Annotated in this window: 25 protein-coding genes; 23 read left to right on the top strand and 2 right to left on the bottom strand. The window is 52.6% G+C overall.

Annotation, left to right across the window (positions count from 1 at the left end; translation table 11 throughout):
• Positions 1–31 precede the first annotated feature (31 nt).
• The 19 genes from cbiD (at position 32) to ACTQ3K_RS00980 (ending at position 18306) form a co-directional block, all read left to right on the top strand.
• Positions 32–1180: a cobalt-precorrin-5B (C(1))-methyltransferase CbiD gene (gene cbiD, locus ACTQ3K_RS01070; RefSeq protein WP_441564878.1), complete on the top strand. Its 1149-nt coding sequence runs from the start codon at positions 32–34 to the stop codon at positions 1178–1180.
• A gap of 99 nt (positions 1181–1279) precedes the next feature.
• Positions 1280–1975, top strand: a complete 696-nt coding sequence (cobI, locus tag ACTQ3K_RS01065) for a precorrin-2 C(20)-methyltransferase (protein ID WP_441564876.1) — start codon at positions 1280–1282, stop codon at positions 1973–1975.
• A complete protein-coding gene (gene cobM, locus ACTQ3K_RS01060) occupies positions 1968–2723 on the top strand; it encodes a precorrin-4 C(11)-methyltransferase (RefSeq protein WP_441564874.1) in 756 nt (251 codons plus the stop codon). The genes cobI and cobM overlap by 8 nt, the downstream gene beginning before the upstream one ends.
• A 1-nt stretch (position 2724) precedes the next feature.
• On the top strand, positions 2725–3876 hold the full coding sequence (locus ACTQ3K_RS01055) for a cobalt-precorrin 5A hydrolase (protein ID WP_441564872.1): 1152 nt from the start codon (positions 2725–2727) through the stop codon (positions 3874–3876).
• Entirely contained in the window at positions 3869–4612 is a 744-nt protein-coding gene (cobJ, locus tag ACTQ3K_RS01050; RefSeq protein ID WP_441564870.1) for a precorrin-3B C(17)-methyltransferase, read from the top strand. The genes ACTQ3K_RS01055 and cobJ overlap by 8 nt, the downstream gene beginning before the upstream one ends.
• A gap of 15 nt (positions 4613–4627) precedes the next feature.
• Positions 4628–6616 (top strand): precorrin-6A reductase, encoded by a 1989-nt coding sequence (cobK, locus tag ACTQ3K_RS01045; RefSeq protein WP_441564868.1) that lies wholly within the window; start codon positions 4628–4630, stop codon positions 6614–6616.
• On the top strand, positions 6613–8019 hold the full coding sequence (locus ACTQ3K_RS01040; protein WP_441564866.1) for a cobyrinate a,c-diamide synthase: 1407 nt from the start codon (positions 6613–6615) through the stop codon (positions 8017–8019). Before cobK ends, ACTQ3K_RS01040 begins: the two co-directional genes overlap by 4 nt.
• Positions 8020–8062: 43 nt before the next feature.
• The gene (cobT, locus tag ACTQ3K_RS01035; protein ID WP_441564864.1) at positions 8063–9217 is read left to right on the top strand and encodes a nicotinate-nucleotide--dimethylbenzimidazole phosphoribosyltransferase; all 1155 of its coding nucleotides are present in this window, start codon (positions 8063–8065) and stop codon (positions 9215–9217) included.
• Between the two features lie 15 nt (positions 9218–9232).
• Positions 9233–9784: a bifunctional adenosylcobinamide kinase/adenosylcobinamide-phosphate guanylyltransferase gene (locus tag ACTQ3K_RS01030; RefSeq protein ID WP_441564862.1), complete on the top strand. Its 552-nt coding sequence runs from the start codon at positions 9233–9235 to the stop codon at positions 9782–9784.
• Positions 9781–10533 (top strand): adenosylcobinamide-GDP ribazoletransferase, encoded by a 753-nt coding sequence (locus ACTQ3K_RS01025; RefSeq protein ID WP_441564860.1) that lies wholly within the window; start codon positions 9781–9783, stop codon positions 10531–10533. The genes ACTQ3K_RS01030 and ACTQ3K_RS01025 overlap by 4 nt, the downstream gene beginning before the upstream one ends.
• A gap of 66 nt (positions 10534–10599) precedes the next feature.
• The gene (locus ACTQ3K_RS01020; protein WP_441564858.1) at positions 10600–10932 is read left to right on the top strand and encodes a bifunctional adenosylcobinamide kinase/adenosylcobinamide-phosphate guanylyltransferase; all 333 of its coding nucleotides are present in this window, start codon (positions 10600–10602) and stop codon (positions 10930–10932) included.
• Positions 10933–10959: 27 nt separating this feature from the next.
• Entirely contained in the window at positions 10960–11559 is a 600-nt protein-coding gene (locus tag ACTQ3K_RS01015; RefSeq protein WP_441564856.1) for a histidine phosphatase family protein, read from the top strand.
• Between the two features lies 1 nt (position 11560).
• Entirely contained in the window at positions 11561–12532 is a 972-nt protein-coding gene (gene cbiB, locus ACTQ3K_RS01010) for an adenosylcobinamide-phosphate synthase CbiB (RefSeq protein WP_441564854.1), read from the top strand.
• 93 nt (positions 12533–12625) lie between these two features.
• The gene (gene cobD / locus ACTQ3K_RS01005; RefSeq protein WP_441564852.1) at positions 12626–13684 is read left to right on the top strand and encodes a threonine-phosphate decarboxylase CobD; all 1059 of its coding nucleotides are present in this window, start codon (positions 12626–12628) and stop codon (positions 13682–13684) included.
• Positions 13669–15150, top strand: a complete 1482-nt coding sequence (locus tag ACTQ3K_RS01000) for a cobyric acid synthase (RefSeq protein WP_441564850.1) — start codon at positions 13669–13671, stop codon at positions 15148–15150. Before cobD ends, ACTQ3K_RS01000 begins: the two co-directional genes overlap by 16 nt.
• A gap of 82 nt (positions 15151–15232) precedes the next feature.
• Entirely contained in the window at positions 15233–15766 is a 534-nt protein-coding gene (locus ACTQ3K_RS00995) for a cob(I)yrinic acid a,c-diamide adenosyltransferase (RefSeq protein WP_441564848.1), read from the top strand.
• Positions 15767–15775: 9 nt separating this feature from the next.
• Positions 15776–16420, top strand: coding sequence for a precorrin-8X methylmutase (locus ACTQ3K_RS00990; protein ID WP_441564846.1), 645 nt, complete (start codon positions 15776–15778; stop codon positions 16418–16420).
• Between the two features lie 21 nt (positions 16421–16441).
• Complete coding sequence (locus ACTQ3K_RS00985) at positions 16442–17893, top strand: DUF6612 family protein (RefSeq protein ID WP_441564844.1); 1452 nt, start codon at positions 16442–16444, stop codon at positions 17891–17893.
• A gap of 200 nt (positions 17894–18093) precedes the next feature.
• Entirely contained in the window at positions 18094–18306 is a 213-nt protein-coding gene (locus ACTQ3K_RS00980; RefSeq protein ID WP_441564842.1) for a hypothetical protein, read from the top strand.
• A gap of 48 nt (positions 18307–18354) precedes the next feature.
• On the opposite strand, the gene ACTQ3K_RS00975 is transcribed toward ACTQ3K_RS00980, so the two are convergent.
• Entirely contained in the window at positions 18355–18684 is a 330-nt protein-coding gene (locus ACTQ3K_RS00975; protein ID WP_441564840.1) for a DUF1648 domain-containing protein, read from the bottom strand.
• A gap of 105 nt (positions 18685–18789) precedes the next feature.
• Complete coding sequence (locus ACTQ3K_RS00970; RefSeq protein ID WP_441564838.1) at positions 18790–19575, bottom strand: sirohydrochlorin cobaltochelatase; 786 nt, start codon at positions 19573–19575, stop codon at positions 18790–18792.
• Positions 19576–19858: 283 nt separating this feature from the next.
• Between ACTQ3K_RS00970 and ACTQ3K_RS00965 the strand changes: the two genes are divergently transcribed.
• The 4 genes from ACTQ3K_RS00965 (at position 19859) to ACTQ3K_RS00950 (ending at position 24098) form a co-directional block, all read left to right on the top strand.
• Positions 19859–21163, top strand: a complete 1305-nt coding sequence (locus ACTQ3K_RS00965) for a D-alanyl-D-alanine carboxypeptidase family protein (protein ID WP_441564836.1) — start codon at positions 19859–19861, stop codon at positions 21161–21163.
• Between the two features lie 197 nt (positions 21164–21360).
• A complete protein-coding gene (locus ACTQ3K_RS00960; RefSeq protein ID WP_441564834.1) occupies positions 21361–22578 on the top strand; it encodes a hypothetical protein in 1218 nt (405 codons plus the stop codon).
• Between the two features lie 31 nt (positions 22579–22609).
• Positions 22610–23452, top strand: coding sequence for a DUF5685 family protein (locus ACTQ3K_RS00955; RefSeq protein ID WP_441564833.1), 843 nt, complete (start codon positions 22610–22612; stop codon positions 23450–23452).
• Positions 23439–24098 carry a DnaJ domain-containing protein gene (locus ACTQ3K_RS00950; RefSeq protein ID WP_441564831.1) on the top strand — a complete coding sequence of 220 codons (660 nt, stop codon included), beginning with the start codon at positions 23439–23441 and terminating at the stop codon, positions 24096–24098. The genes ACTQ3K_RS00955 and ACTQ3K_RS00950 overlap by 14 nt, the downstream gene beginning before the upstream one ends.
• The last annotated feature ends 237 nt before the right edge of the window (positions 24099–24335 follow it).

The following is a 24335-nucleotide window of genomic DNA, read 5'->3' as shown; positions in this document are numbered from 1 at the left end:
GTATAGAGACCGGAAAAGAAGGAATGGGATTATGCTGGAGCGGTATGTGGTAAAACAGAATAAACGGCTGCGGTGCGGCTATACGACCGGCTCCTGTGCGGCGGCTGCGGCAAAGGCGGCTGCGGAGCTTCTTCTGGGGGGAGAAAACCCGGAGCAGGTGGAGCTTCTGACACCGAAGGGAATCCTTTTGACGCTGACGCCGGAGGACTGCCGGAGGGGAGAAACCTGGGCAGGCTGTGCGATTCGAAAGGATGGCGGCGATGATCCGGATGCCACAAACGGGATTCTGGTGTATGCCAGGGTGGAACAGGACAACGGCTCTGAGATTTTGATCGACGGCGGAACCGGAGTGGGGCGGATCACGCTCCCCGGTCTGGAGCAGCCGGTGGGAGCAGCGGCCATCAATCGGGTGCCCCGTGCCATGATCCGGAACGCGGTGGAAGAGATCTGTGAAGCGTATGATTACCGCGGCGGTCTGAGGGTTGTGATTTCCGTTCCGCAGGGAGAGGAGATCGCCAAAAAGACCTTTAATCCGAGACTGGGCATCCAGGGCGGGATCTCCATTCTCGGCACAACCGGAATTGTGGAGCCTATGAGCGAAGCAGCCCTGATTAAATCCATTGAAGTGGAGATGGGTGTCCGATTATCTCAGGGAAACGGATATGTGGTGGTGATTCCGGGGAATTATGGAACCGTATTTTCCCAAAAAGAATTTGCCTTGGATACAAGCAGGACCATGAAATGCAGCAATTTTATCGGTGAGACCATTGACTTTGCGGTGAACGGAGGAGCAAAGGGGATTCTTCTGATCGGCCATATCGGGAAATTTATTAAGCTTTCCGGAGGGATCATGAACACACATTCCCGTAATGCGGACAGCCGCATGGAGCTGTTATGTACGGCGGCGCTCCGGGCGGGTGCCCCGGTTCCGGTTTTAAAGGAAATTCTGGAAGCAGCGACTACCGATGAGGGGTTAAAAATCCTGGCGGATCATGGATATCTGGAGGCATCCATGAGAATCGTCATGGAGAAGATCGCTTTTTATCTGAACCATCGCTGTCTCGGAGCTATCGAGACGGAAGCCATGATGTTTTCCAACCGATACGGACTGCTGGGGGAAACTCCGGGAGCCCGTGCCATGCTGGAAAAATTCCGGGACGGGACCGGGAAAACCGTCTGACGGAGCTGCTGTTTTAAGAGAAGACAAAAGCAGTTGAAATAAAAGCGTATCAGAAGAAGAACGCTGGAAATGCTGACAGAGAAGGAGCTTTATGGATCTATGAAAAAAGGAATATTATACGGGATCGGCGTCGGGCCGGGTGATCCGGAGCTGATGACCTTAAAGGCGGTGCGTCTTTGCCGGGAGGCAGATGTGATCGCCATTCCGGCGGAGAAAAAAGATGGCTGTGTTGCTTATGAGATCGCTGCAGGGGCCGTGCCGGAGCTGGAGGAAAAGGAAATCCTTCCGATCCCCATGCCCATGACCAAGGACCCGGCAGTTTTGAAAAAGAATCATGATGACGGAGCGGAGAAGCTTATGGCTGTTCTGGATCAGGGAAAAACCGTGGTGTTTTTGACCCTGGGTGATGTGACGGTATATTCCACCTATCTGTATGTTCATAAGCGTGTGACAGCGGCCGGCTATGAGGCTCAGCTTGTGAGCGGGATCCCGTCATTCTGTGCGGCGGCAGCCAGACTGGGAATCGGTCTTACCGAAACCAGTGATCAGCTTCATGTAATTCCGGCAACCTATGGGGTGGAGGAGACGCTGTCCTTACCCGGAACCAAGATTTTCATGAAGGCCGGAAAGAAGCTGGGGCAGGTAAAGAAAGCTCTGGTGGAGGGCGGCTTTGAGGCATACATGGTGGAAAACTGCGGCATGGAAACCGAACGGGTATTTCGAAGCGCAGAAGAGATTGATGAAACAGCAGGCTACTATTCCCTGCTGATCGTAAAGGAGGAGCAGCATGATTGATTTTGTTGGAGCCGGTTCCGGTGCGGCGGATCTGATCACAGTCCGCGGAAAGAGGCTTTTAGAGGAGGCGGATGTGATCATCTATGCCGGTTCACTGGTAAATCCGGAGCTTCTGAATTACAAAAAAGAGGGCTGTGAGGTATACAACAGTGCCTATATGACACTGGAGGAGGTCCTGGAGGTCATGAAAAAGGCAGAAGCGGAGGGGAAGCATACGGTCCGTCTTCATACGGGAGATCCCTGTCTTTACGGTGCGATACGGGAACAGATGGACGAGCTGGACAGGCTGGGGATTTCCTATGAATACTGTCCCGGCGTAAGTTCCTTCTGCGGTGCGGCGTCAGCTTTAAAGGCAGAGTACACGCTTCCTGATGTGTCCCAGACGGTAATCATCACCAGAATGGCCGGACGGACTCCGGTTCCGGAAAAGGAAGAAATCGCAAAGCTGGCATCTCATCAGGCGACCATGGTGATCTTTTTAAGCACCGGAATGCTGGCAGCTCTGGAGGAGCGGCTTCAGGCGGGCGGTTATCCGGCGGATACTCCGGCGGCCATTGTTTATAAGGCAACCTGGCCCGATGAGAAGACCTTTCCCTGTACCGTGTCCACGCTGGCAGAGACCGCGAAGAAAAACAAGATCACAAAAACTGCGCTGATCGTTGTGGGTCATGTGCTGGACTGCACCTACAACCGGTCAGAGCTTTACAATCCTGCCTTTACGACAGAGTTCCGAAAGGCGACAGAATAACATGCGGATCGCAGTGCTGAGCTTTACCGGCCGGGGTGCCGGAGTAAACAAACGGCTCTGTGAGGAGCTTGCAAAGCCGGAGAGGATCCGGCGTCCGGAGGAACCGGAAGAACAAGCCGGAAGAACCGGATCGGAAGCGGAATACCGGAGCGAGGTACACGGATTTGAAAAACGGAAAAACGGTGACGGAAGCCTGACACCGGTTTCCGAGTCCCTTCAGGAATTTACCGGAAAGGTATTTCAAAGCTACGATGCGCTGATCGTTGTGGGGGCCTGCGGAATCGCAGTCCGGGCCATTGCTCCCTGGGTAAGGGATAAATTTACCGATCCGGCCGTGCTGGCGGTGGATGAGGGCGGACAGTTTGTGGTCTCCCTGCTTTCCGGTCATGTGGGCGGAGCCAATGAGCTGACGCTTCGAACTGCGGAGGCTCTCGGTGCGGTTCCTGTAATTTCAACGGCAACGGATGTCAACGGACTGTTTGCTGTGGATGTATTTGCCAGGGAAAACGAGCTGGTGATCGGTGACCGGCGGCTGGCAAAGGAATATTCGGCAGCATTGCTTGCAGGCCGGAGACTGCCGGTTTACAGTATGCTTCCGGTGGTGGGAGCGATCCCGCCGGAGCTGGAGCTGATTTCCGATCCGGATGAGTTTTTACGGAGACCTGGAATCAAGGCGGCCATAAGCTGGAAACAATTGGGTCGGAGCGTTCAAAACCAGCGGATTTTATATTTGATTCCCCGGGATCTCACACTGGGGCTTGGCTGCAAAAAGGGAGCGGATCCGGAGCAGTTTCAGGCGCAGGCAGAGGAGATCTTAACGAAGGAGGGAATCTTTCCGGAGGCACTGCGTTCGGCCGCAAGTATTGATCTGAAGAAAAACGAGGAGGCCATCTGCCGGTTTGTGAAGGCGTATGGACTGTCTTATCATTGTTATACAAAAGAGGAACTGAACGCGGTTCCCGGATCCTTTTCGGAATCGGAGTTTGTGAAAAAGACCGTCGGGGTTGGCTGTGTCTGTGAGCGGGCGGCAGTCCGGGAGGCGGGAGAAAACGCTGCTTTGATCCTCCCGAAAACGGCCGGCGGGGGGATGACTCTGGCGGCGGCAGCTGCCAGCCGGACCATATACTGGAAAAAGGAGAAAACCATTGAATAAAATCTATGTAATTGGAATCGGGCCGGGCGCCTATGAAAAAATGACCATTGAGGCAGCAGAGGCCCTGCGGGAATGTGATGTGATCGTCGGCTATACGGTCTATGTAGATCTGGTGAAGGAGCATTTCCCCGGAAAGGTCTTTTTGACCACGCCCATGCGCCAGGAGGTAAAGCGGTGTGAGCTGGCCTTTGAGGAGGCCATGAAGGGACAGACGGTTGCCATGATCTGCAGCGGAGATGCTGGTGTTTACGGCATGACCGGACTGATGTATGAGATCGGCACACGTTATCCGGAGGTGGAGCTGAAGCTGATCGGCGGACTGACGGCGGCCATCAGCGGCGCGGCGGTGCTCGGAGCACCTCTGATCCATGATTTTGCAGTCATCAGTTTAAGTGATCTTTTGACTCCCTGGGAGAAGATCGAAAAGCGGGTGTCCAATGCAGCGGAGGCAGATCTGATCATCTGCCTGTATAATCCGTCCAGTAAAAAGCGTCACGACTATTTACAGCGAGCCTGCGACCTGGTTCTGAAGCATCAGAGTCCGGAGACTGTCTGCGGGTATGTGAAAAATATCGGACGGGACGGTGAGGAAGGCCATGTCCTGACCCTGGGAGAGCTTCGGGATACTCAGGTGGATATGTTTACCACCGTCTGGATCGGCAACTCCCAGACGAAGAATCTGGACGGAAAAATGGTAACGCCGAGAGGCTACCGGGTACCTGGCGAAAAAGAATAAAGAAGAGGGATAACCATGGAACAGGTTCTGATTTTTGCGGGAACAACGGAGGGACGCCGTCTGGCAGAGTGTCTTTCGGAGGCGGAGATCCCGTCCCTTGTCTGCGTGGCAACGGAATACGGAGAGACACTTCTGCCTGAGGGACAGTTTGCCAGACATCATGCCGGAAGGCTTTCGGAGGCGGAGATGGAGGTGCTTATGAAGGAGCAGGCTTTCCATACGGTCATCGATGCGACCCACCCCTATGCGGTGGAGGTTTCAGCCAATATCCGGAAGGCGGCGGAGCTGGCCGGTCTTTCTTACCGGCGGCTTTTGCGGGAACAGGAGCAGGTGGAGCTTTCGGAGGATACGGTGTTTGTGGATTCCGTAAAGGAAGCCGTTTCATATCTGGAGCATACAACGGGGAAAATTCTTGCATCCACCGGAAGCAAGGAGCTTTCCGCGTATACGGCGCTTCCGGATTATAAGGAGCGTGTCTTTGCCCGTGTTCTTTCCACGGAGGAATCGGTCCGGATCGGAACGAGCCTTGGCTTTGTCGGACGGAACCTGATCTGTATGCAGGGACCTTTTTCCGAAGAGATGAATACGGCGACCATGAAGCAGTTCGGGATTTCCTGGCTGGTAACAAAGGCCTCCGGAAAGGCGGGCGGCTACGGAGAGAAGATCCGGGCGGCAAAGCAGGCGGGAGCCAGAGTTCTTGTGGTGGGACGGCCGGAGGAGGTGCAGGGAGAGTCCTTTGAGGCGGTGCTTTCGGAGCTTCTTAAGGAAGCCGGAAAAGAGCTTCCACGGATCATCGAGCTTGTTTCCATCGGAACCGGATCAAAGGCACTGATGACCGGCGAGGCAGATCAGGCGTTTCGGGAGTGTGATGCCGTGGTCGGAGCAGGGCGCATGGTGGAGGCTCTGGATTCTTATGGAAAGCCATCCTTTGCTTCCTATAAGAATCAGGAGATCCTGGACTGGATCATAAAGCATCCACAGTACCGGAGGATCGCCGTGGCATTTTCCGGTGATCTTGGCTTTTACAGTGGGGCCAAGACACTGGTTCCCCTTTTGAAAAAACAGAACTGGACCATCCATTGTCTTCCCGGTATTTCATCGCTCATTTATCTGGCAGACCGCCTTTGCATTTCCTGGGACGATGCAAGGCTCATGAGCATTCACGGCCGGCGGGAAAATCTGATCCGTGCCGTACGGGAGCAGAAAAAAGTGCTGACGCTCCTCGGCGGCGCCGGAAGTGTGGCAGAGCTTTGCCGGGAATTACAGGAGTATGGGCTGGAGAAGATCCGTCTCACGGTGGGCGAAAATCTTTCCTATGAGGACGAGCGGATTACATCCGGAACGGCAGAGGAGCTGAAAGACAAAACCTTTGCACCTCTGGCTGTGCTGTTATTGGAAAATCCGGACGGCGGGCAGGAAATCGTAACCCACGGAATTCCCGATGAGGAGTTTTTGCGGGATCAGGTTCCCATGACCAAGTTTGAGGTGCGGGCCGTATCCTTATCCAGGCTGGAGCTGAAACGGGATTCGATCGTTTATGATGTGGGAGCCGGAACAGGATCTGTTTCGGTGGAAGCGGCCAGACAGGCGGCAGAGGGGATGGTTTATGCCATCGAGCGGAAGCCGGAGGCAGTGGCGCTGATTGAAAAAAATAAACGGAAATTCGGGGTGTCCAATCTGGAGGTCATTGCCGGGCTGGCACCGGAGGCTATGGAGGAGCTCCCGGCACCGACTCATGTGTTCATCGGCGGATCGGCCGGAAATATGCGGGAGATCCTGGAACTGGTATTTCATAAAAATCCGGCGGCAAGGGTGGTCGTCAATGCCATTGCTCTGGAAACCGTGGCGGAGACCATGACACTGGTGAGGGAGCTTCCCGTCACAGACCTTTCGGTTTCGCAGGTTATGGCGGCGCGCGGGAAGCAGCTGGGATCCTATGAGATGATGATGGGCATGAATCCGGTCTATATCATCAGCTTTACCGGAAGTGAGGAGATCCAATGAGCGGGACACCGAGATTCCTTCTGGGTGCGGCCGGAAGCGGAAGCGGAAAGACCCTGTTAACCTGCGGGATCCTGGCGGCGTTTCAGAAGCGGGGCATGGCCCTTACCTCGTTTAAATGCGGGCCGGATTATATCGATCCCATGTTCCATCGCAGTGTGCTGGGCCTGGAATCCAGGAACCTGGACAGCTTTTTTACGGATCGGGAAACTCTCCGGTATCTGCTTGAACGCGGTGCGGAGGGTTCGGAGCTTTCGGTGATCGAGGGCGTCATGGGATATTTTGACGGGCTTGGAGGCATAAGCATGGATGCCAGCACCAGCCAGGTGGCGGCATGGACGGATACCCCGTCGGTGCTTATCGTAAACGGAAAGGGCATGAGTCTTTCCATGGTGCCGCTGATCAGGGGATTTCTGGACTATGAGCCAAAGAAGCAGATACGCGGTGTGATCCTGAATCAGGTGTCTCCCATGATCTATCCCCGGTTAAAGGAGATCATCGAAGAGGAGCTTTCGGTAACGGTGTACGGCTATGTGCCCCGTCTCACGGACTGTGTGCTGGAAAGCCGTCATCTTGGGTTAAAGCGCCCGGAGGAGATCGCGGATCTAAGGGAACGGCTGGACAAGCTGGCAGCCGTTCTGGAGGAAACGCTGGATCTTGACGGACTGTATGAGCTGGCAAAAACGGCACCTGCGCTTTATGGACGGGCTCCGGAGCTTTCCGGAAAGACCTATCCGGTGAAAATCGCGGTGGCAAGAGATGAAGCCTTTGATTTTTATTATGCCGATAATCTGAGGCTTCTTACCGATCTGGGAGCAGAGCTGGTGTCCTTCAGTCCTCTGCGTGATCGGGAAATTCCGGAAGTGGACGGTCTGCTTCTTGGAGGCGGTTATCCGGAGATTTATGCAGGAGAGTTGTCGGAGAACCAGGCCATGCGCCGGTCGGTGAAGCAGGCGATTGAAGCCGGGCTTCCCACACTGGCCGAGTGCGGAGGGTTTCTGTATCTTCAGGAAACGCTGGAGGACGAACACGGAACGCACTGGCCCATGGCCGGTGTGTTGAAGGCAGAGGGCTTTCGGACACCGAAGCTGTCCCGCTTCGGTTATGTGACATTAACTGCCGGGGAAGACAGTCTGCTCGGGCCGGCGGGAACGAAGCTTCCGGCCCATGAGTTCCATTACTGGGACTGCACGGAAAACGGAACGGCGTTTCTGGCGAAAAAGCCTGCGGGTACAAGAAGCTGGCACTGTATGGTAAACCGCGGAACGCTTCTGGCGGGTTTCCCACATATATATTATTACGGAAATCCGTCGGCGGCAGAGCACTATCTTTCCGCCTGTCTGAACTACCGCAGACAGCGGGAAGCAGGCGGCGGGACCGGAAGGATGGCAGAAAGAGTACGATAACGATATAGATATACAAGAAGAACATGGTCTTATGGAGGCAGATATGACACGGGAAACACACATGGAAAACGAAGCGGAGAACAAAGAGCCTGCGGTACTGGAGGAACGGCTTCACAGCCGCCTGTCCACAGTCCGGCCGTTAAATCAGGAAACCATGGATCTTGCCTGGAAGCGTTGGGACAACATCGGAAAGCCCTTACGCAGTCTGGGGCTTCTGGAAAAAAATCTGGTAAAAATTGCCGGAATTCAGGAGACGGCAAGACCATCGATAAAAAAACGGGCGCTGATCGCTATGTGTGCAGACAACGGCGTGGTAGCGGAGGGCGTTACCCAGACCGGCTGGGAGGTAACGGCGGCGGTTGCACAGAATATGGCAGCGGACGCATCGTCGGTAGCGGTCATGTCTGATGTGGCCGGCGTGAAGGTGTTTCCGGTAGATATCGGCATGGTAACGGAGGGAGAGATTCTGACCGGTGTTCCCGAAGAGGAGGAACCGGTGCCTTACCGTACACTGCTTTCCAGAAAGATCCGCCGAGCCACCAGAAATTTTGCCAGGGAGCCTGCCATGACAAAGGAGGAGACGCTCCGGGCGATCCTGGTTGGTATGGAGCTGGCCGGAAATTTAAAACGCCAGGGATATGAGATCCTTGCCACCGGCGAGATGGGGATCGGAAATACGACAACCTCCAGTGCCGTTGCGGCGGCGCTTTTAAAGGAGCCTGTGGAGAAGATGACCGGAAAAGGTGCGGGGCTTTCCAATGAAGGCTTAAAGACCAAGATCCGTGTCATTGAGGAGGCCCTTGACCGATATGCAAAAGAAATGACCGATCCGCTGGAAATCCTTCGCCATGTGGGCGGCTATGACATTGCCGGACTGACGGGTGTCTTTTTAGGCGGTGCGGTTTATCGGATTCCCGTGCTCATTGACGGATTCATCTCCAGTACAGCGGCCCTTCTGGCGAAAGAAATTCTTCCGGCGGCAGTTGATTTCATGATTGCCAGCCATGTGTCAAAGGAACCGGCCGGAAAGCTGGTACTGGATACGCTGGGACTTTCTCCCATGCTCTGCTGCGAGATGTGTCTCGGGGAAGGGACCGGAGCAGTGGCATCGCTGCCGGTACTGGACATGGGCTTTACCGTTTATGAAAAAATGGCAACCTTTGAGGATATTCAGGTGGAACAGTACAAACCCTTGTAATGGAGGAACAGGATTATGTTGGTTACGGTGACCGGCGGCAGCGGAAGCGGGAAGTCGGAATACAGTGAAAATCTCCTGCTTTCCCTGGATGGGAAGCGCCATGGCGGGCGGGCCTATATTGCTACCATGTATCCCTACGATAAAGAAAGCTTTAAGCGTATTGACCGCCATCGGGAAATGCGGAAGAACAAGGGCTTTACCACGGTGGAATGCTATACGGGACTGAAGCAGCTGATGCTTCCGGAGGGCTGCCGTTCGGCTCTTCTGGAGTGTATGTCCAACCTGGCGGCAAATGAATGCTTTATGGAAAACGGTGCAGGTGCAGATACGGTACCGGAGATCCTCGCGGGGGTCCGGCATCTGTATAAACAGCTGGACAATCTGGTCATTGTGACCAATGAGATCAGCTCCGACGGGACGTTATATGAACGGGAGACCAGAAATTATCAGAAGATCCTGGGGGATATCAACCGCGGCCTTGCCGGTCTTTCCGACGGCTTTGTGGAAGTGGTTTACGGAATCCCGGTGATCTATAAGGCGTTTAACGCACAGGGAGGTACACAATGATCAACTCGTTTTTGCTGGCCTTTGCCATGTATTCCAAGATCCCCATGCCGCGGGCGGACTGGAGCAGGGAAAAAATGAAATATGTGATGGTGTTTTTTCCGCTGATCGGTGCGGTGATCGGGCTTTTCCTGTGGGGATTCGGCCTTCTCTGTAAAACCCTGGAGGCACCGGATTTATTCCGGTCGGCAGGCTTTACGCTGATCCCGCTTCTGATCACCGGCGGGATCCATATGGACGGCTTTCTTGATACTACCGATGCGTTATCCTCCTACCAGACCAGAGAGAAAAAGCTGGAGATTTTAAAGGATTCCCATACCGGAGCCTTTGCCATTATCTTCTGCGGAATCTATCTGGTTGCTGATCTTGGGATCTGGAGCGCCATACCAGAGACACTCCTTCCGGTCATGGCCCTGTCCTTTGTATTTTCCAGAAGCCTTTCCGGGCTTTCGGTTGTCACCTTTAAAAATGCCCGAAAGGACGGGCTTCTTGCAACCTTTTCCAGCAGTGCGGAGCGCATCGTGACCAGAGTGCTTCTGGTCTTATACCTGATTTTTTCCGCGGCCGGCATGATCGTCTTAAACTGGAAAGCAGGACTGTTTGCCGTCCTCGCAGGACTGCTGGTGTTCGTTTATTACCGCTACCGCTCCTATAAAGAATTTGGCGGGATCACCGGGGATCTGGCCGGGTGGTTTTTACAGATCTGTGAACTGTGTATGGCGCTGGCGGTGGCGTTGGCAGGAATGCTTTAACCGAGGGGCGAATAACTCAATCTATACACCGCAGACATTCTATGATAGAATAGGAGAACAGCTATTATGATTTTGATCATCGGCGGCGCTTATCAGGGAAAGGCCGATTTTGCGAAGACCCTGGCGGCGGAAGAACATCTGCTTTTGAATGTACATGAAAGGATCCGGGCCGATCTGGCAGAGGGAAAATCAAGAGATGAGGCGGAGACAGCGCTCTGGGGACAGATTGACGGGGAGTCTGTGCTGACTGCCGATGAGGTGGGCTGCGGCGTGGTGCCCATGGAGGCTTTTGAACGGCAGTACCGGGAAATCACTGGCCGGATCCTCTGTGGGATCGCAAAGAAAGCAGATACGGTTTACCGGGTTATGGCCGGAATTCCGGTAAAGATCAAGGGATAAGACGTTTGGATCATAAGAGGAGATGCGATGGAAATATATCTGATCCGTCACGGAAAAACGGCAGGAAACGGAGAGGGACGTTATATCGGAACCACTGATGAGCCCTTATGTTCTGCCGGAATCGAAGAGCTGAATACCCGCTGGCAGGCAGGACTGCCGGAGGCGGAGATTGTTTATACCAGTGATCTCATCCGTACCAGACAGACCGCAGTTCTGTTGTTTCCGGATGCAGAAAAACGGGTGCGGACCGGGCTTCGGGAAACGGATTTCGGAGCCTTTGAGGGAAAAAATTATCAGGAACTGAACGGCCGGGCCGATTATCAGGCCTGGATCGATGCGGCAGCAGAAGCGGCACCGCCGGACGGAGAAGCGCGGGAAGCCTTTACAGAGAGAACGAAAGAAGCCTTTGAAGCGGCGGTTAAGGAGCTTTATTCCGAGAAAACCGGCCGGGCAGCGTTTGTAGTGCATGGCGGAAGCATCATGGCGCTTCTGTCCTCCTACGGGGATCCGGCGGGAAGCTTTTATGACTGGCAGGCCAGGAACGGCTGCGGCTTTCTGGTGCACCTTGATGAGGCAGCGTGGCAGGCAGGAGAGAAGAAATTAACGAACATCAGGAGCATTCCGTAAGATGAAAACGATAGTATTTGCATCGGGCATCGGCTTTGTCCTTGACGCCCTGTTCGGGGATCCCCACTGGCTTCCCCATCCGGTCGTACTGATCGGAAAATGGATTTCCTTTCTGGAAAAACAGCTCCGGCGGCTGTTTCCGAAAACGCCGGGCGGTGAACGGGCAGGCGGGACAGTTCTGGTGCTTCTGGTGCTTCTGGCCTCTGCGGCTGTGCCATGGGGAGTTTTATGGCTGGCGGGGCTTGTCCACCCGTATCTGCGGTTTGCAGTGGAATGCTTTATGTGTTATCAGATCCTTGCGGCCCGGTCGTTGAAAACCGAAAGCATGCGGGTCTATCGGAAGTTACAGGAAGGAAATCTGGAGGAATCCAGAAAGGCGGTCTCCTGGATCGTGGGACGGGATACAGAGAACCTGACCATGGAAGGCGTTTCCAGGGCGGCAGTGGAGACCGTGGCGGAAAATACTTCTGACGGTGTGATCGCGCCCATGCTTTATCTGGCGCTTGGAGGACCGGTGCTGGGCTTTTTTTATAAGGCAGTCAATACCATGGATTCCATGATTGCCTATAAAAATGACAGATATCTGTATTTCGGTCGAACGGCGGCCCACCTGGATGATGTTTTTAATTATATTCCGGCAAGACTGTCCGGACTTTTCATGATCCTGGCAAGTGCGATTCTCGGATTTGACGGAAAAAACGCCTGGAGGATCTTTAAGCGGGACCGGTATAATCATGCCAGCCCCAATTCGGCTCAGACAGAGGCAGTCTGTGCCGGTGCGCTGGATGTTCAGCTTGCGGGCGATGCCTGGTATTTTGGTGTGCTTCATAAAAAGAAGACCATCGGGGATCCGATCCGTCCGGTGGAACCGGAGGATATCCGGCGGGCAAACCGACTCATGTACGGAACGGCGGTGATCGGGCTGATCCTGTTTTCCGGTCTGTCTTTTCTCCTATACTGGGTGATCCTGTAGGAGCTCTTTGTAAGAACAAAACAGAAATGAAATCCATCGGATTCTGCCGGGAACCGACGGCAGAATGATCGATCAGAAAAATGAGGTAATCCATTGAAGCATACACATGGCGGAAATATTTATCCATATGACCATATTTTGGATTTTTCGGCAAATTTAAACCCTCTCGGCATGCCAGGTCCGGTGCGGATCGCGGCTATGGACGCAGTGATCCGTTCCGATTATTATCCTGATCCGGACTGTACGGCGTTAAAGGAAGCCATCAGCCGTCGGGAACAGGTTTCGGCAGATCAGATCATCTGCGGCTGCGGGGCGGCAGAGATCATTTATCTTGTTTTTCAGGCGCTGCGGCCGTGCCGGGTGCTTTTAATCAGTCCATCCTTTGCAGAGTATGAAGAAGCTGCCTGTGCGACGGACTCCGAGCTTTGTTATTATGAGACGGGGCCGGAGCTGACCATAAAAGAGGATTATCTGGACGCGCTTGGTGGTGGAATTGATGTGGCATTTCTCTGTAATCCCAATAATCCGACCGGACTGACATGCAGCCGGGAGTTTTTGATGCGGGTACTGGAAAAATGCCGGGAATCCAAGACGCTTCTCGTCCTGGATGAATGCTTTCTGGATTTCCTGCCTGATAAAGAAGCTTATGAAATGACAGGAGAGCTGGAGGGAGGTTCGCTGCTGATCCTGAAGGCGTTTACGAAAAGCTATGCCATGCCGGGGCTTCGGCTCGGTTATGGCATGACGGCTGACCGAGAGCTCCTGATGCGCATGGAAGAGGTCCGACAGCCCTGGAGCGTGTCGGTTCCGGCGCAGGCAGCCGGTGTGGCTGCTCTGGAGGAGGTTGATCCGAAGTTCCTGGAAGAAACGGTCCGGGTTGTCACAAAAGAACGGAAGCGTCTGGAGGAAGGACTGAAACGCTTCGGATTTGCGGTGTTTCCCGGAAAGGCCAATTACCTGTTTTTCCGCAGCTGCCGGACGGATTTAAAGGAAGCGCTTTTAAAGCGTGGGATCCTGATCCGTGACTGCAGCAACTACCGGCATTTAAAGCCCGGTGATTATCGGATTGCAGTCCGCACGGAAGCAGAAAACACCCGGCTTCTGGAGGCACTGAAATCAGAAATGGAGGATACCTCATGGCAAAAGCGTTAATGATACAGGGAACCATGTCCAATGCGGGAAAAAGTCTTCTGGTGGGAGGGCTTTTACGTGTCATGAAGCAGGACGGCTATCGGGTCGCTCCGTTCAAATCCCAGAACATGGCGCTGAATTCCTTCATTACCTCTGAGGGACTGGAAATGGGCCGGGCTCAGGTCATGCAGGCGGAAGCGGCCGGTGTGGAGCCCTCGGTGCTTATGAATCCGATCTTGTTAAAACCCACCAATGACACCGGCTCCCAGGTCATTGTCAACGGTGAAGTCCGCGGGAACATGGCGGCGCGGGATTATTTTAAATACAAACGGGCATTGATCCCGGACATCATGAAGGCCTACCATGCGCTGGAGGAGCAGTATGATATCATCGTGCTGGAGGGTGCGGGAAGCCCGGCGGAGATCAATCTGAAAGCCGATGATATTGTCAACATGGGCATGGCCAAGCTGGCAAAAGCACCGGTACTTCTTGCGGGAGATATTGACCGGGGCGGTGTCTTTGCCCAGCTTGTGGGAACGGTCATACTGCTCAGTGAAGAGGAGCGCGCCATGGTGAAGGGCACCATCATCAATAAATTCCGCGGGGATAAGACAATCCTGGATCCCGGAATCGAAATGCTGGAGGAACGGATCGGTATTCCGACGGTGGGTGTGATCCCGTATATGCATGTGGATATCGACGATGAGGACAGTCTGACGGAACGGTTTGACCGGAAGGAGACCGGCGGACTTGCAGATATTGCGGTGGTCCGTGTACCGCGGATCTCCAACTTTACAGATTTTAGGCCGCTGGAGGCCATGGATGGCGTGACGGTGCGGTATGTGGACCGGGCAGGAGCGCTTGGAAATCCGGATCTGATCCTGCTTCCGGGGACAAAAAATACCATGGAGGACCTGCTCTGGATGCGTCAGACCGGTCTGGAGGCAGCAGTGTTAAAGGCAGCGTCCGGCGGATGTCCGGTCATGGGAATCTGCGGCGGCTATCAGATGCTGGGGGACACGCTTTCTGATCCGCATCATGTGGAAGCCGGCGGGGAGATCCGCGGCATGGGGCTTCTTCCCATGGATACGGTTTTTGAACAGCAGAAAACAAGAACCCAGATGACCGGAAGCTTTCTTCCGACGCCGGATATCTCGGGGATTTCCTTTACCGGATATGAGATCCATATGGGAATCACCACATTAAAGGACGGCGCAGTGCCTCTTACCCGCCTGTCTGACGGACGGTTTGACGGGGCGAGAGCAGGAAACGTATGCGGAACCTATATCCACGGAATCTTCGATGAGGAGGCTGTCTGCAAGGCTCTGGTGGGCGGACTGCTGGAAAAGAAGGGGCTTTCAGCCGATGCGGTCCATGCCTTTGATATGAATGCCTATAAGGAACAGCAGTATGATCTTCTGGCGGACGGAATCCGCAGGAATATGGATATGGATGCGGTTTACCGGATTCTGGAGGCGGGGGTTTAGAGAAGAAAAACGGCCGAAAAGAGACTGACAGAATCGGAAAAAGCTGATAAAATATAGCATAGGGAAAGGAAGGAAACAATCGATGAAGGGATTGATTCAGATTTACTGCGGGGAAGGAAAAGGAAAAACAACGGCAGCCATCGGGCAGGCCGTCCGGAGCGCCGGCTGCGGACTTTCGGTGGTATTTGTACGTTTTTTGAAGACAGACTGCTCCGGAGAGCTGACTTCACTGGAACGGATTCCGGGAATCCGGCTGATTCCCTGCGAAAGAAATTTTGGATTCTTCTGGAATATGACCGAAGAGGAAAAAAAAGAGGCGGCGTCTGTTTATCAGGCAATGCTTGAACAGGCAGAACGGGCGGCTGTGAGATCAGCAGAGACAAAAGACACGGTGCTTGTCATGGACGAGATCATTGCCACATACGGACATGGGCTGGTTGACCGGGAAAAATTCCTGGAATTTTTAAAGAACCGGCCTGAAAATCTGGAGGTGGTCATGACCGGACGGGATCCGGCTCCTGAGCTTACCGAGCTGGCAGACTATGTGTCGGAGATCCGGAAGGTAAAGCATCCCTTTGACCGGGGAATCCATGCAAGAAAAGGCATCGAATTTTAGGAGGACAGCATGAAAGTAGAACTGGAAGAGGTGCTTCCGGGTGAGATTGAAAAGCGCAGCTTTGAGATCATCACCAGGGAACTTGGAGACAGAATCCTTGATGAGGAAAAAGCACCGCTTATCAAGCGGGTCATACATACATCAGCAGATTTTGAGTATGCCGATACGCTATGTTTTTCAGACGATGTGATTGCGAAGGCTTTGAAAGCCATCAGAAGCGGCGCTTCGATCGTGACGGACACCCAGATGGGCCGTGCCGGGATCAACAAACGGAGCCTGGCAAAATACGGCGGTCAGGTATACTGCTTTATGAGCGATGAGGATGTAGCGGCAGAAGCAAAGAAAAACGGTACAACACGGGCGGTCGCCAGCATTGATAAGGCAGCGGCCATGGATCAGCCTCTGATCTTTGCCATCGGAAATGCACCGACGGCCCTGATCCGGATTTATGAGCTGGTGAAGGAGGGAAAGCTTTCTCCGGCACTTGTTATCGGCGTGCCGGTGGGCTTTGTCAACGTGGTTCAGTCTAAAGAACTGATCATGGAAACAGAGGTACCCTATATTGTCGCAAGAGGCAGAAAGGGCGGAAGCAATGTGGCGGCTGCCATCTGCAATGCGTTATTATATATGATCGATGAAAAACGGGGAAACTAAAAAGACAGGGAGGATTAAACTATGAGAGAAATGAAAAAGTCAGTCCGGTTCCTGCTTGCAGCGCTGCTTCTTTTTGCAGTGGCGGTGCTCGGGGGCTGCGGAAAAGAAAAGGTGACGGCAGAAAGCCTGATCAAAACTGCGTCCAGACGGTCGGAAAAAGCGAAGTCGATGTCTGTGGATATGAATCTTGATATGAGAATGAACATCAAGCAGAGTGGAGTCAGCGCAGATTTTAATATCGGAGCAGATTTTAACATTGAGACCGTGAAAGAACCGGCTTCTGCGCATATGAACGGAACCATGAGTGTAGACATGGCCGGAAACAGCCAGAAGGGCAGCTTTGAGAGTTATGTTGTTGAAGAAGACGGAACGACCGTGACTTACATGGGAACCGACGGAGCCTGGACCAGAACCGAGGATGAGGATTCTGATGATAATGAAATGCTCAGCGGACTGAACAGTATGCTGAATGACTCAATGAAATATGAGCTTCAGAAAGAAACGGAAGAGGTAAACGGAAAAGAAGCCTATGTACTTACCAGCAAGGTTTCCGGCGAGCTGATGAATGAGCTGATGGGCGGGCTTGGAAGCGATATGGGAGATTTATCCGATGGCATCGACTGGAGCAAGTTTGAAGCATCTGTGACGGTGAAGCTGGATAAGGACAGCAAGCAGATCGCAGAAGTGATCATGGACTGCACCGATGGCCTTTCAGCTGTTATGAAGGATGCAATGGCACAGTCCGGTGTTTCCGATGCCGGTGTTACGGTTGCCAAATATGCGCTGACTATGACAAACTTTTCCTATGATTCTGTAGATGAAATTACGGTTCCTGATGAAGTGAGAAAATCCGCTGTTTCTGATGATGAGAACAGCCTGAAGGAATTTCTGGGCGGCGAGGAGGATCCGGATGATGAGGAGGAGACAGATCCCATCGATGAAGGCTTCACAATTCCGGATACGGATGATGATACACAGCTGACGCCCAATGCGGATGGGACCTATACCTTAAAGAGCTACAGCGATGATGCCTCTGTGAATCTGGCGGTTCCGGAAGGCTTCAGCATCACACCTTATTCTGACCCCAATTATCTGTATTTCGATTCAGATGCAAACGAGACCTTTGATGAGCTGTCGCTTTATTATACCATGAACAGCTATGATACGGATGAAGATCTGGTGGACGAACATAACTCCATGGTGGAATATTATAATGGAGACAGCGATTATACGGATGTTCAGCTGCAGGATAAGCAGACTCTTCAGGTTGGAAATTTGGAAGTGCATTATATGAAGATTTCCTATACCTTTGATGAATCCGCAAAGTATATTGATCTCTATGGCTGGACATTCCTTCCCGATGGAAGCGTGCTGATGTGCCAGATCGAGGAATATGCGTACGAGACTGACCTGAAGCTTCTGGGAAGCGATGAAGAAATGCTGCAGAAGGCATTTTCGGTGGTGCAGAACTAAAAACGGGACTGGCGGCTGGGAACTCTGAAAGAAACAGAAAATGCCGGGCAATTGTATCTGGCGGCTAAAAATTTTGAAATTGTATTTTGAGTAAGTTCAGACTGAGCAGTGTGATCTTTCGTAACTGGTTGACCGGGAGAGTGCACTGCTCGGTTTGTCTTTAAGGATCATGGATCATAGGGCTATTGGGAAAAATAGGGATGGCGGAGGTAACGGAAGTCTCTGGTAAACAAACTGAGATGGGAAAGGAGGGTTTGGATTATGAGGAAAAAGCGGAAGTGGTTATGGGGATTGGGAATTATCGGCTGTCTTGTGATCGGTGTGGTTATGTTTCTGGCGGTGATCCGGAATTCTTCTTTTTATCTGGATGCTTCCAAAGTAAAAAAATTGTGGGGATTTTTGAGGAAAGATAGGAGGATGGGCCGGATAAAGCGTGTCGATCGGCGGGATAATCGTTGTATTTAATGAAACGACGCATAAACAATATAAACTTCCACAGCCAGAACAAGCGCCAGCACTCCGTCGATCATCAAGTTATACTGAATATCGTTTAAAAACAGTTTGGAATGGGTTAAGGTGTATTTAACACCTTCGATTCCGGTTAAGAGCGTGATGACCAAGGACAGGAACGGAAACAGAAAGATGGAAAACTTGGTTCCGAAATCGTTTGCGGTCCCGTTTGCAAAATGAACGGGGATCATTTGCGGCAGAAAAAACACACTGATGACTGCCAGCAGGATACTGACGGCACAAATCGCCCAGGTTAATTTTCGGCTTCCGATCAGATTCATAAAACTGCCTTCTTTCTGCTAAATGTAAGGATTGCACTGATTATAGCACAAGCTTTTTGTTTTGCAAGCACAAGTTTTTTTGGGGGGTTCATTTAGCTGTTTCGTTTATAGCATTTTTGCGTTTTTTAAATGCTCCAGGAACAAAGCTCGGATTTCCGGGTATTCCCCAAGTCCCTCCAGGCGGCAGGAAACAGAAAAGCCTTCGTGTTCGAGCTGGCTTTTCCAGGAATCGTCATTATCTCCGGCCATATCGTTTGCGGCGTGATCACCGGCAACCAGCATGAGCGGCGCCAGGATCACCTGTTTCGGTTTCTGGATCCGGAGTGAGGCTTTGACTTCTTCCAGTGTAGGATAGCCTTCAACAGTGGCAATGTGGATATTGGCGTGGCCGGAGGCCTTGCACATATAGTCCAGGGCAGGATAAGCAAAATCGGCATGATGCGCCGTTCCGTGCCCCATGAAAACCAGAGCGTTCTGTGAGCCAAGACCGTCATAATGTCCGGTCAAGGCATCGATGACCTGCTGGCAGTCTTCTTTGCCGGAAAGCAGCGGGGCTCCGACGCGGATATTTGTAAAACGGCTTCGGTAGGAGCACAGGGTTTCCAGCATGGAATCATTTTCGTTTCCGTTAATGATATGGGTCGGCTGAACGAGAAGCTCGGTGCAGCCGTCGTTCAAAAAGCCCTCCAGTGCTTCCGAAACGGTATCCACATGAAACTGATCCCTGGCGGCAAGCTTTTTTATGATCATGCGGCTGGTAAAAGCACGGCGGACACAGGCCGATGGATAAGCATTCTGAATTTCACGCTCCACCGATACAATATTTTTCTCAAAAGCCTCGCGGTAGCTTGTTCCGAAGCTGACCACAAGAATTCCCTGTTTCTGGTTCATCGGTTTTCCTCCCGGATCGGTTAAAACTGTTGTCTGCCTTCGGACAGACCGGTTCCATTCCCGGTGATTTTAACATGAATGAAAAGAGGATGTCAACTGGAGAGGAGTCCGTGTTGTGATCATGGCTGCTTCAATTTACAGTCCTGTTTCCTTGCACCGATTCTCACAGTGATTTGTTTTAGATTGCACAAAACATGTTTTGTCTAACAGAAGGGAGTGAAACATAGTTTCCGAATTCCAGCATAAACTTAAATCGATGGATTCCCCGGAGGTTTGCTGTCCTTTGTATCTGAAACAGCTGAAAATCCGAATTTTTTTCGCGCTGGCTATGTTTATATTGTCTGCAAGTAACCATATATGGATTGCTGCGGCTGCGCCGCTTTATGAAAAAACGGCTCTGTCTGTGCAGACGGAAAGCCGTCCGGTTCTGCAGGCCACCGCGCCATCGCCGTCCTCCCTTCACGCCCTATCGGCGGTGCTTATGGACGGGGAGACCGGACGGATCTTATATGAAAAGAACGGGGATGAGGTGCGCCCCATGGCCAGTACCACCAAGATCATGACGGGGATCCTGGCGCTGGAGCTGGGAGAGCCGGAACAGGAGATTCCGGTGTCGAAGCTGGCGGCTGTCCAGCCAAAGGTCCATCTGGGTATGAACGAGGGGGAAACGTATCGGCTGGAGGATCTTCTGTATTCCCTCCTTCTGGAGTCTCATAATGATTCGGCGGTGGCTGTGGCGGAGGCCATTGGCGGCAGTGTAGAGGGCTTTGCGGCGCTGATGAATGAAAAAGCAGAGGCGATCGGGTGTCATAACACCTGTTTTCTGACGCCCAACGGATTAGATGAAACCATGGAAACGGAAACCGGAATCAAGATCCATTCCACGACAGCAAAGGATCTGGCACGGATCATGCGCTACTGCGTCATGGAGTCGCCGAAGCGGGAAGCGTTCCGGACGATTACCAAAACTTCAGGCTATCGATTTACGGCAAATGGACGGAGCTTTTCCTGCCAGAATCATAATGCCTTTCTGCAGATGATGGACGGAGCCTTTTCCGGAAAGACGGGATTCACCGGAGAGGCGGGATATTGTTATGTGGGAGCGCTGGAACGGGAGGGAAGGACGTTTATTGTATCACTGCTTGCCTGCGGCTGGCCAAACAACAAGAGCTACAAGTGGAGTGATACAAAAGCGCTTATGAGCTATGGTCTGGAAGAGTTTGAAAACAAGACGTTTCCGGAGCCTGCGGAAGCCTTTTTCTGTCCGGTGGAAGGAGGAATTCCGGAAAGCGGAGATCTTTCGGATCAGGCACAGATACGGATCACGGAACAGCGCCCGGCAGATTTTCCGGAAGAAATCCTGCTGGGAAGCCATGAATCCATCACCCGCAGGATCACGGCGGCAAAAACACTGACCGCGCCGGTCACTCCGTTCCAGGTCGTGGGACAGGTGGAATACCGGATTGGAGATCAGGTGACCGCTGAAGCCGAACTGCATCCGGAAACATCGGTGGAGGCACTGACCTTTTCCTGGTGCGCAGAAAAGACAGTGGATCTGTTTCTGCTTCATGGCGGCCCTGGATCATAGCTATATTTTTCGCGGATCCATTGCCCAGGCCAGACAGAGGCAACTAGAGTATGTGCCGGTTGGCTGGCCTGGGTGGGCCGCGAAAAGTAAGCCGGATTTCCGTTTACAAAGCTCCTCTGTTTATGGTATGATGAAAAAAAGAAATCACCGAGAGAAATCCACAGGCGGCTTTTTAAGCGCCGGATAGGAGGGTGCTGATGAGAAAACGGAAATCCTGTTTATTCCCGATGCTCGTTGTTCTTTGTCTGCTGTTTTCCGGTCTGGCCGGATGCGGAAAAAGCACATCGGATTCTCCGAACGGATCGGAGGCTGTGATGATGACGCCCTGGTATACCGACACCGGAAGCTCGGTTTTGTTTTATACAAATACGGATCAGATGATCCGTTATGATAAGAAAACCGGAAAGACGGACCCGTTCTGTGAGGTGAAAAACTGTGACCATCAGGGCGATGACTGCCCGGCGGTGCGCCTTGCGGGAACTGTGATCGGGGCCTATTATCAAGGTGCATTTTATGATATTCGTTATAACGAAGGAAACGCAGAACTCCGGCGGACAGCACTGGACGGAAGTAATTCCCAGGTGATTGGAACCATGAGCCAGTACTTGGACGTTTATCCGGTGCTTACCGGGGGAAAGCTGTTTTATTCCGACAGTGAGGTTCAGAGTAATGAAGATCATACCAGATCTCTTGGCGGTGTCTTGACTCTTCGAGCCATGGATCTGGAAACGGGAGAGGTTTCGGATCTCTGGAGCCTGGAATACGGCGAGGACGAGCTTGCATTCAGTCAGACCGAAGCCGTTTACGGAGAGAACCTGTATCAGTGGTGGTATACGATGGACGTGAACACCGGAGAGATCGGCCACGGCTGCTGGCAGGAGATCAATACAAAAACAAATAAACTGAGACAGCTTACGATTCCGGCATGCTTACGAAGCATGGACTGGGTGGCCGGATCGGGCGTGTTTTATGTGGACAGCTTGGATATTCCCATGCCGGAGCAGGAAGAATATGAGAACAGCTTCTGGTGGGGCAATCCGGAGAATGGATATCTGGAAAAGCTTGTTGATGTTTCCAAAATCGGTCCCGCGATCTGGATCGAGGGAGGACTTCTGTATGTGGACTGGGATCAGATCTATGATTCCATGACCGGAACCTGGAAGTTTTATTCGGCGGAAAGCCAGGAGAATACGGTGATCCGGGAGGTTAAGCTTTCGGAAGAGACCATGTTTTATCCGGAGCTTGCCTTTGAACAGAACGGAACGGAAATGCTGATGGGACGAAAGACCATGGATGGCGTAAAAGGCCATTATCAGATCTCCTGGGAGGATTTCCAGGCAGGAAACGAGACGTATGAGCTGATCTGTCCCGTGGAGGCAGACAACTGGGCACAAGTCGTTGACCGTCCAAGGTAAGCACATTTGATGACCGGAAAAAGGAGGAACCATGTTCGGATATATTACGATCCAGAAACCGGAACTGAAAATCAGAGAGTTTACCAGATATCAGGGCTATTACTGCGGGCTGTGCCGCAGTCTCAGGCTTCGTTACGGGCTGAAGGGTTCTCTGGCGCTGAATTATGACATGGTGTTTCTGGCAGCACTCCTGACCGGTCTGTATGAAGGAAAGGAGCAGGCAGCCATGCGCCGCTGCGTGCTTCACCCGTATGGAAAGCATCTGTCATTGTCCAGCGAGTATGTGGATTATGCGGCAGACATGACGATCCTTCTGGCATACCATAACCTGATGGACGACTGGCTGGATGAAAAAAAACTGAAAAGTCTTCTGGCTGCGGGGCTTCTGAAGGGGGACTGCCGGAGGCTGAAGGACTGCTATCCGCGTCAATGGCGGTCGGTCACAGCATATCTGGAAAAGCTCCATGCCTATGAGCAGAGCGGCGGAGAAAGCCTGGATGCGGCGGCCGGATTCACCGGAGACATGTTAGGAGAGCTGTTTGTCTATCAGGAGGACTGCTGGGCGGGAGCCATGCGGCGGTTCGGCTTTTATCTGGGAAAATTCGTGTATCTTATGGATGCCTATGAGGATCTGGAAAAGGACCGGGCGGACGGAACCTATAATCCGCTGCTGTCCAGAAGCAGCCGGCCGGACTTTGAGGACTGGATGAAGAAGATTCTGACTATGATGATGGCGGAGTGCGCGGCAGAGTTTGAACGGCTTCCCGTTCTAAAGGACCTTGCTATTTTGCGAAATATATTGTATGCTGGTGTCTGGACAAAATATGATCTGATCCATCAGAAAAGAACGGGAGAGAATCATGGACCCTTATAAAGTACTTGAAATAGATCCTTCTGCCTCCGATGAGGAGGTTAAAAAAGCATACCGGCGTCTGAGCCGGAAGTATCATCCGGACTCCAACATGAACAGTGCCCATCCGGAGATCGCGGAGGCAAAGTTTAAGGAAGTTCAGCAGGCCTATGAGATCATTATGAAGCAGCGCCAGGGCGGCGGAAGCTATGGTACCGGAGGTTCCGCGCAGGGAGGCTACGGCGGATATGAAGATATTTTCCGGAATTTCGGAGGCTTCGGCGGCCAGCAGCAGAGCACCTATCAGAATGAAAGCGACAGCCATCTGCGGGCAGCGGCAAACTATATCAATTCGGGCCACTATAAAGAAGCGCTCAATGTATTAAACGGGATCAGTAACCGGAACGGAACCTGGTATTATTACCATGCAGCCGCCAATGCGGGACTGAGGAATAATATCGAGGCGCAGGAGTCTGCAAGGCGGGCAGTGGAGCTGGAGCCGGATAATTATCAGTTCCAGGCGCTTTTAAATCGTCTGGAATCCGGTGGAGGCTGGTATCAGTCCATGGGAGAGAGCTACGGAAGAGACTTCTCCGGCATGAACAGCTGGTGCTGCCAGATGCTGGCGTTAAACGCGATACTCAATTTATGCTGCTGCCGGCCGTTTTAAAAATGTCATGCTCACGGAAGAACTGCCGGGCAGAAGAAAGCGGCTCGCGTATGCGCAGCCGGTTTTGTGTCCGGGTAATTTCGTGCTCAGAACGAATCAGTTTCCCCTGAATCAGGCAAGCTCCTGAAGGGGGGACTTTTTTTGCCTTTTTTATCAGAGAAAATTTCCGGGAATGAGGATCTTTGTTTATGTTAAATAAAGGGCTTGATATATTTTTTTCATTTTCCGACAAAACCC

The sequence above is a fragment of the Candidatus Paralachnospira sp. LCP21S3_A2 genome, assembly GCF_052118925.1.
Classification (GTDB): domain Bacteria; phylum Bacillota; class Clostridia; order Lachnospirales; family Lachnospiraceae; genus Lientehia.
Note: the sequence above shows the minus strand (reverse complement) of the source record. Positions and strands in the feature narration are given on the sequence as shown.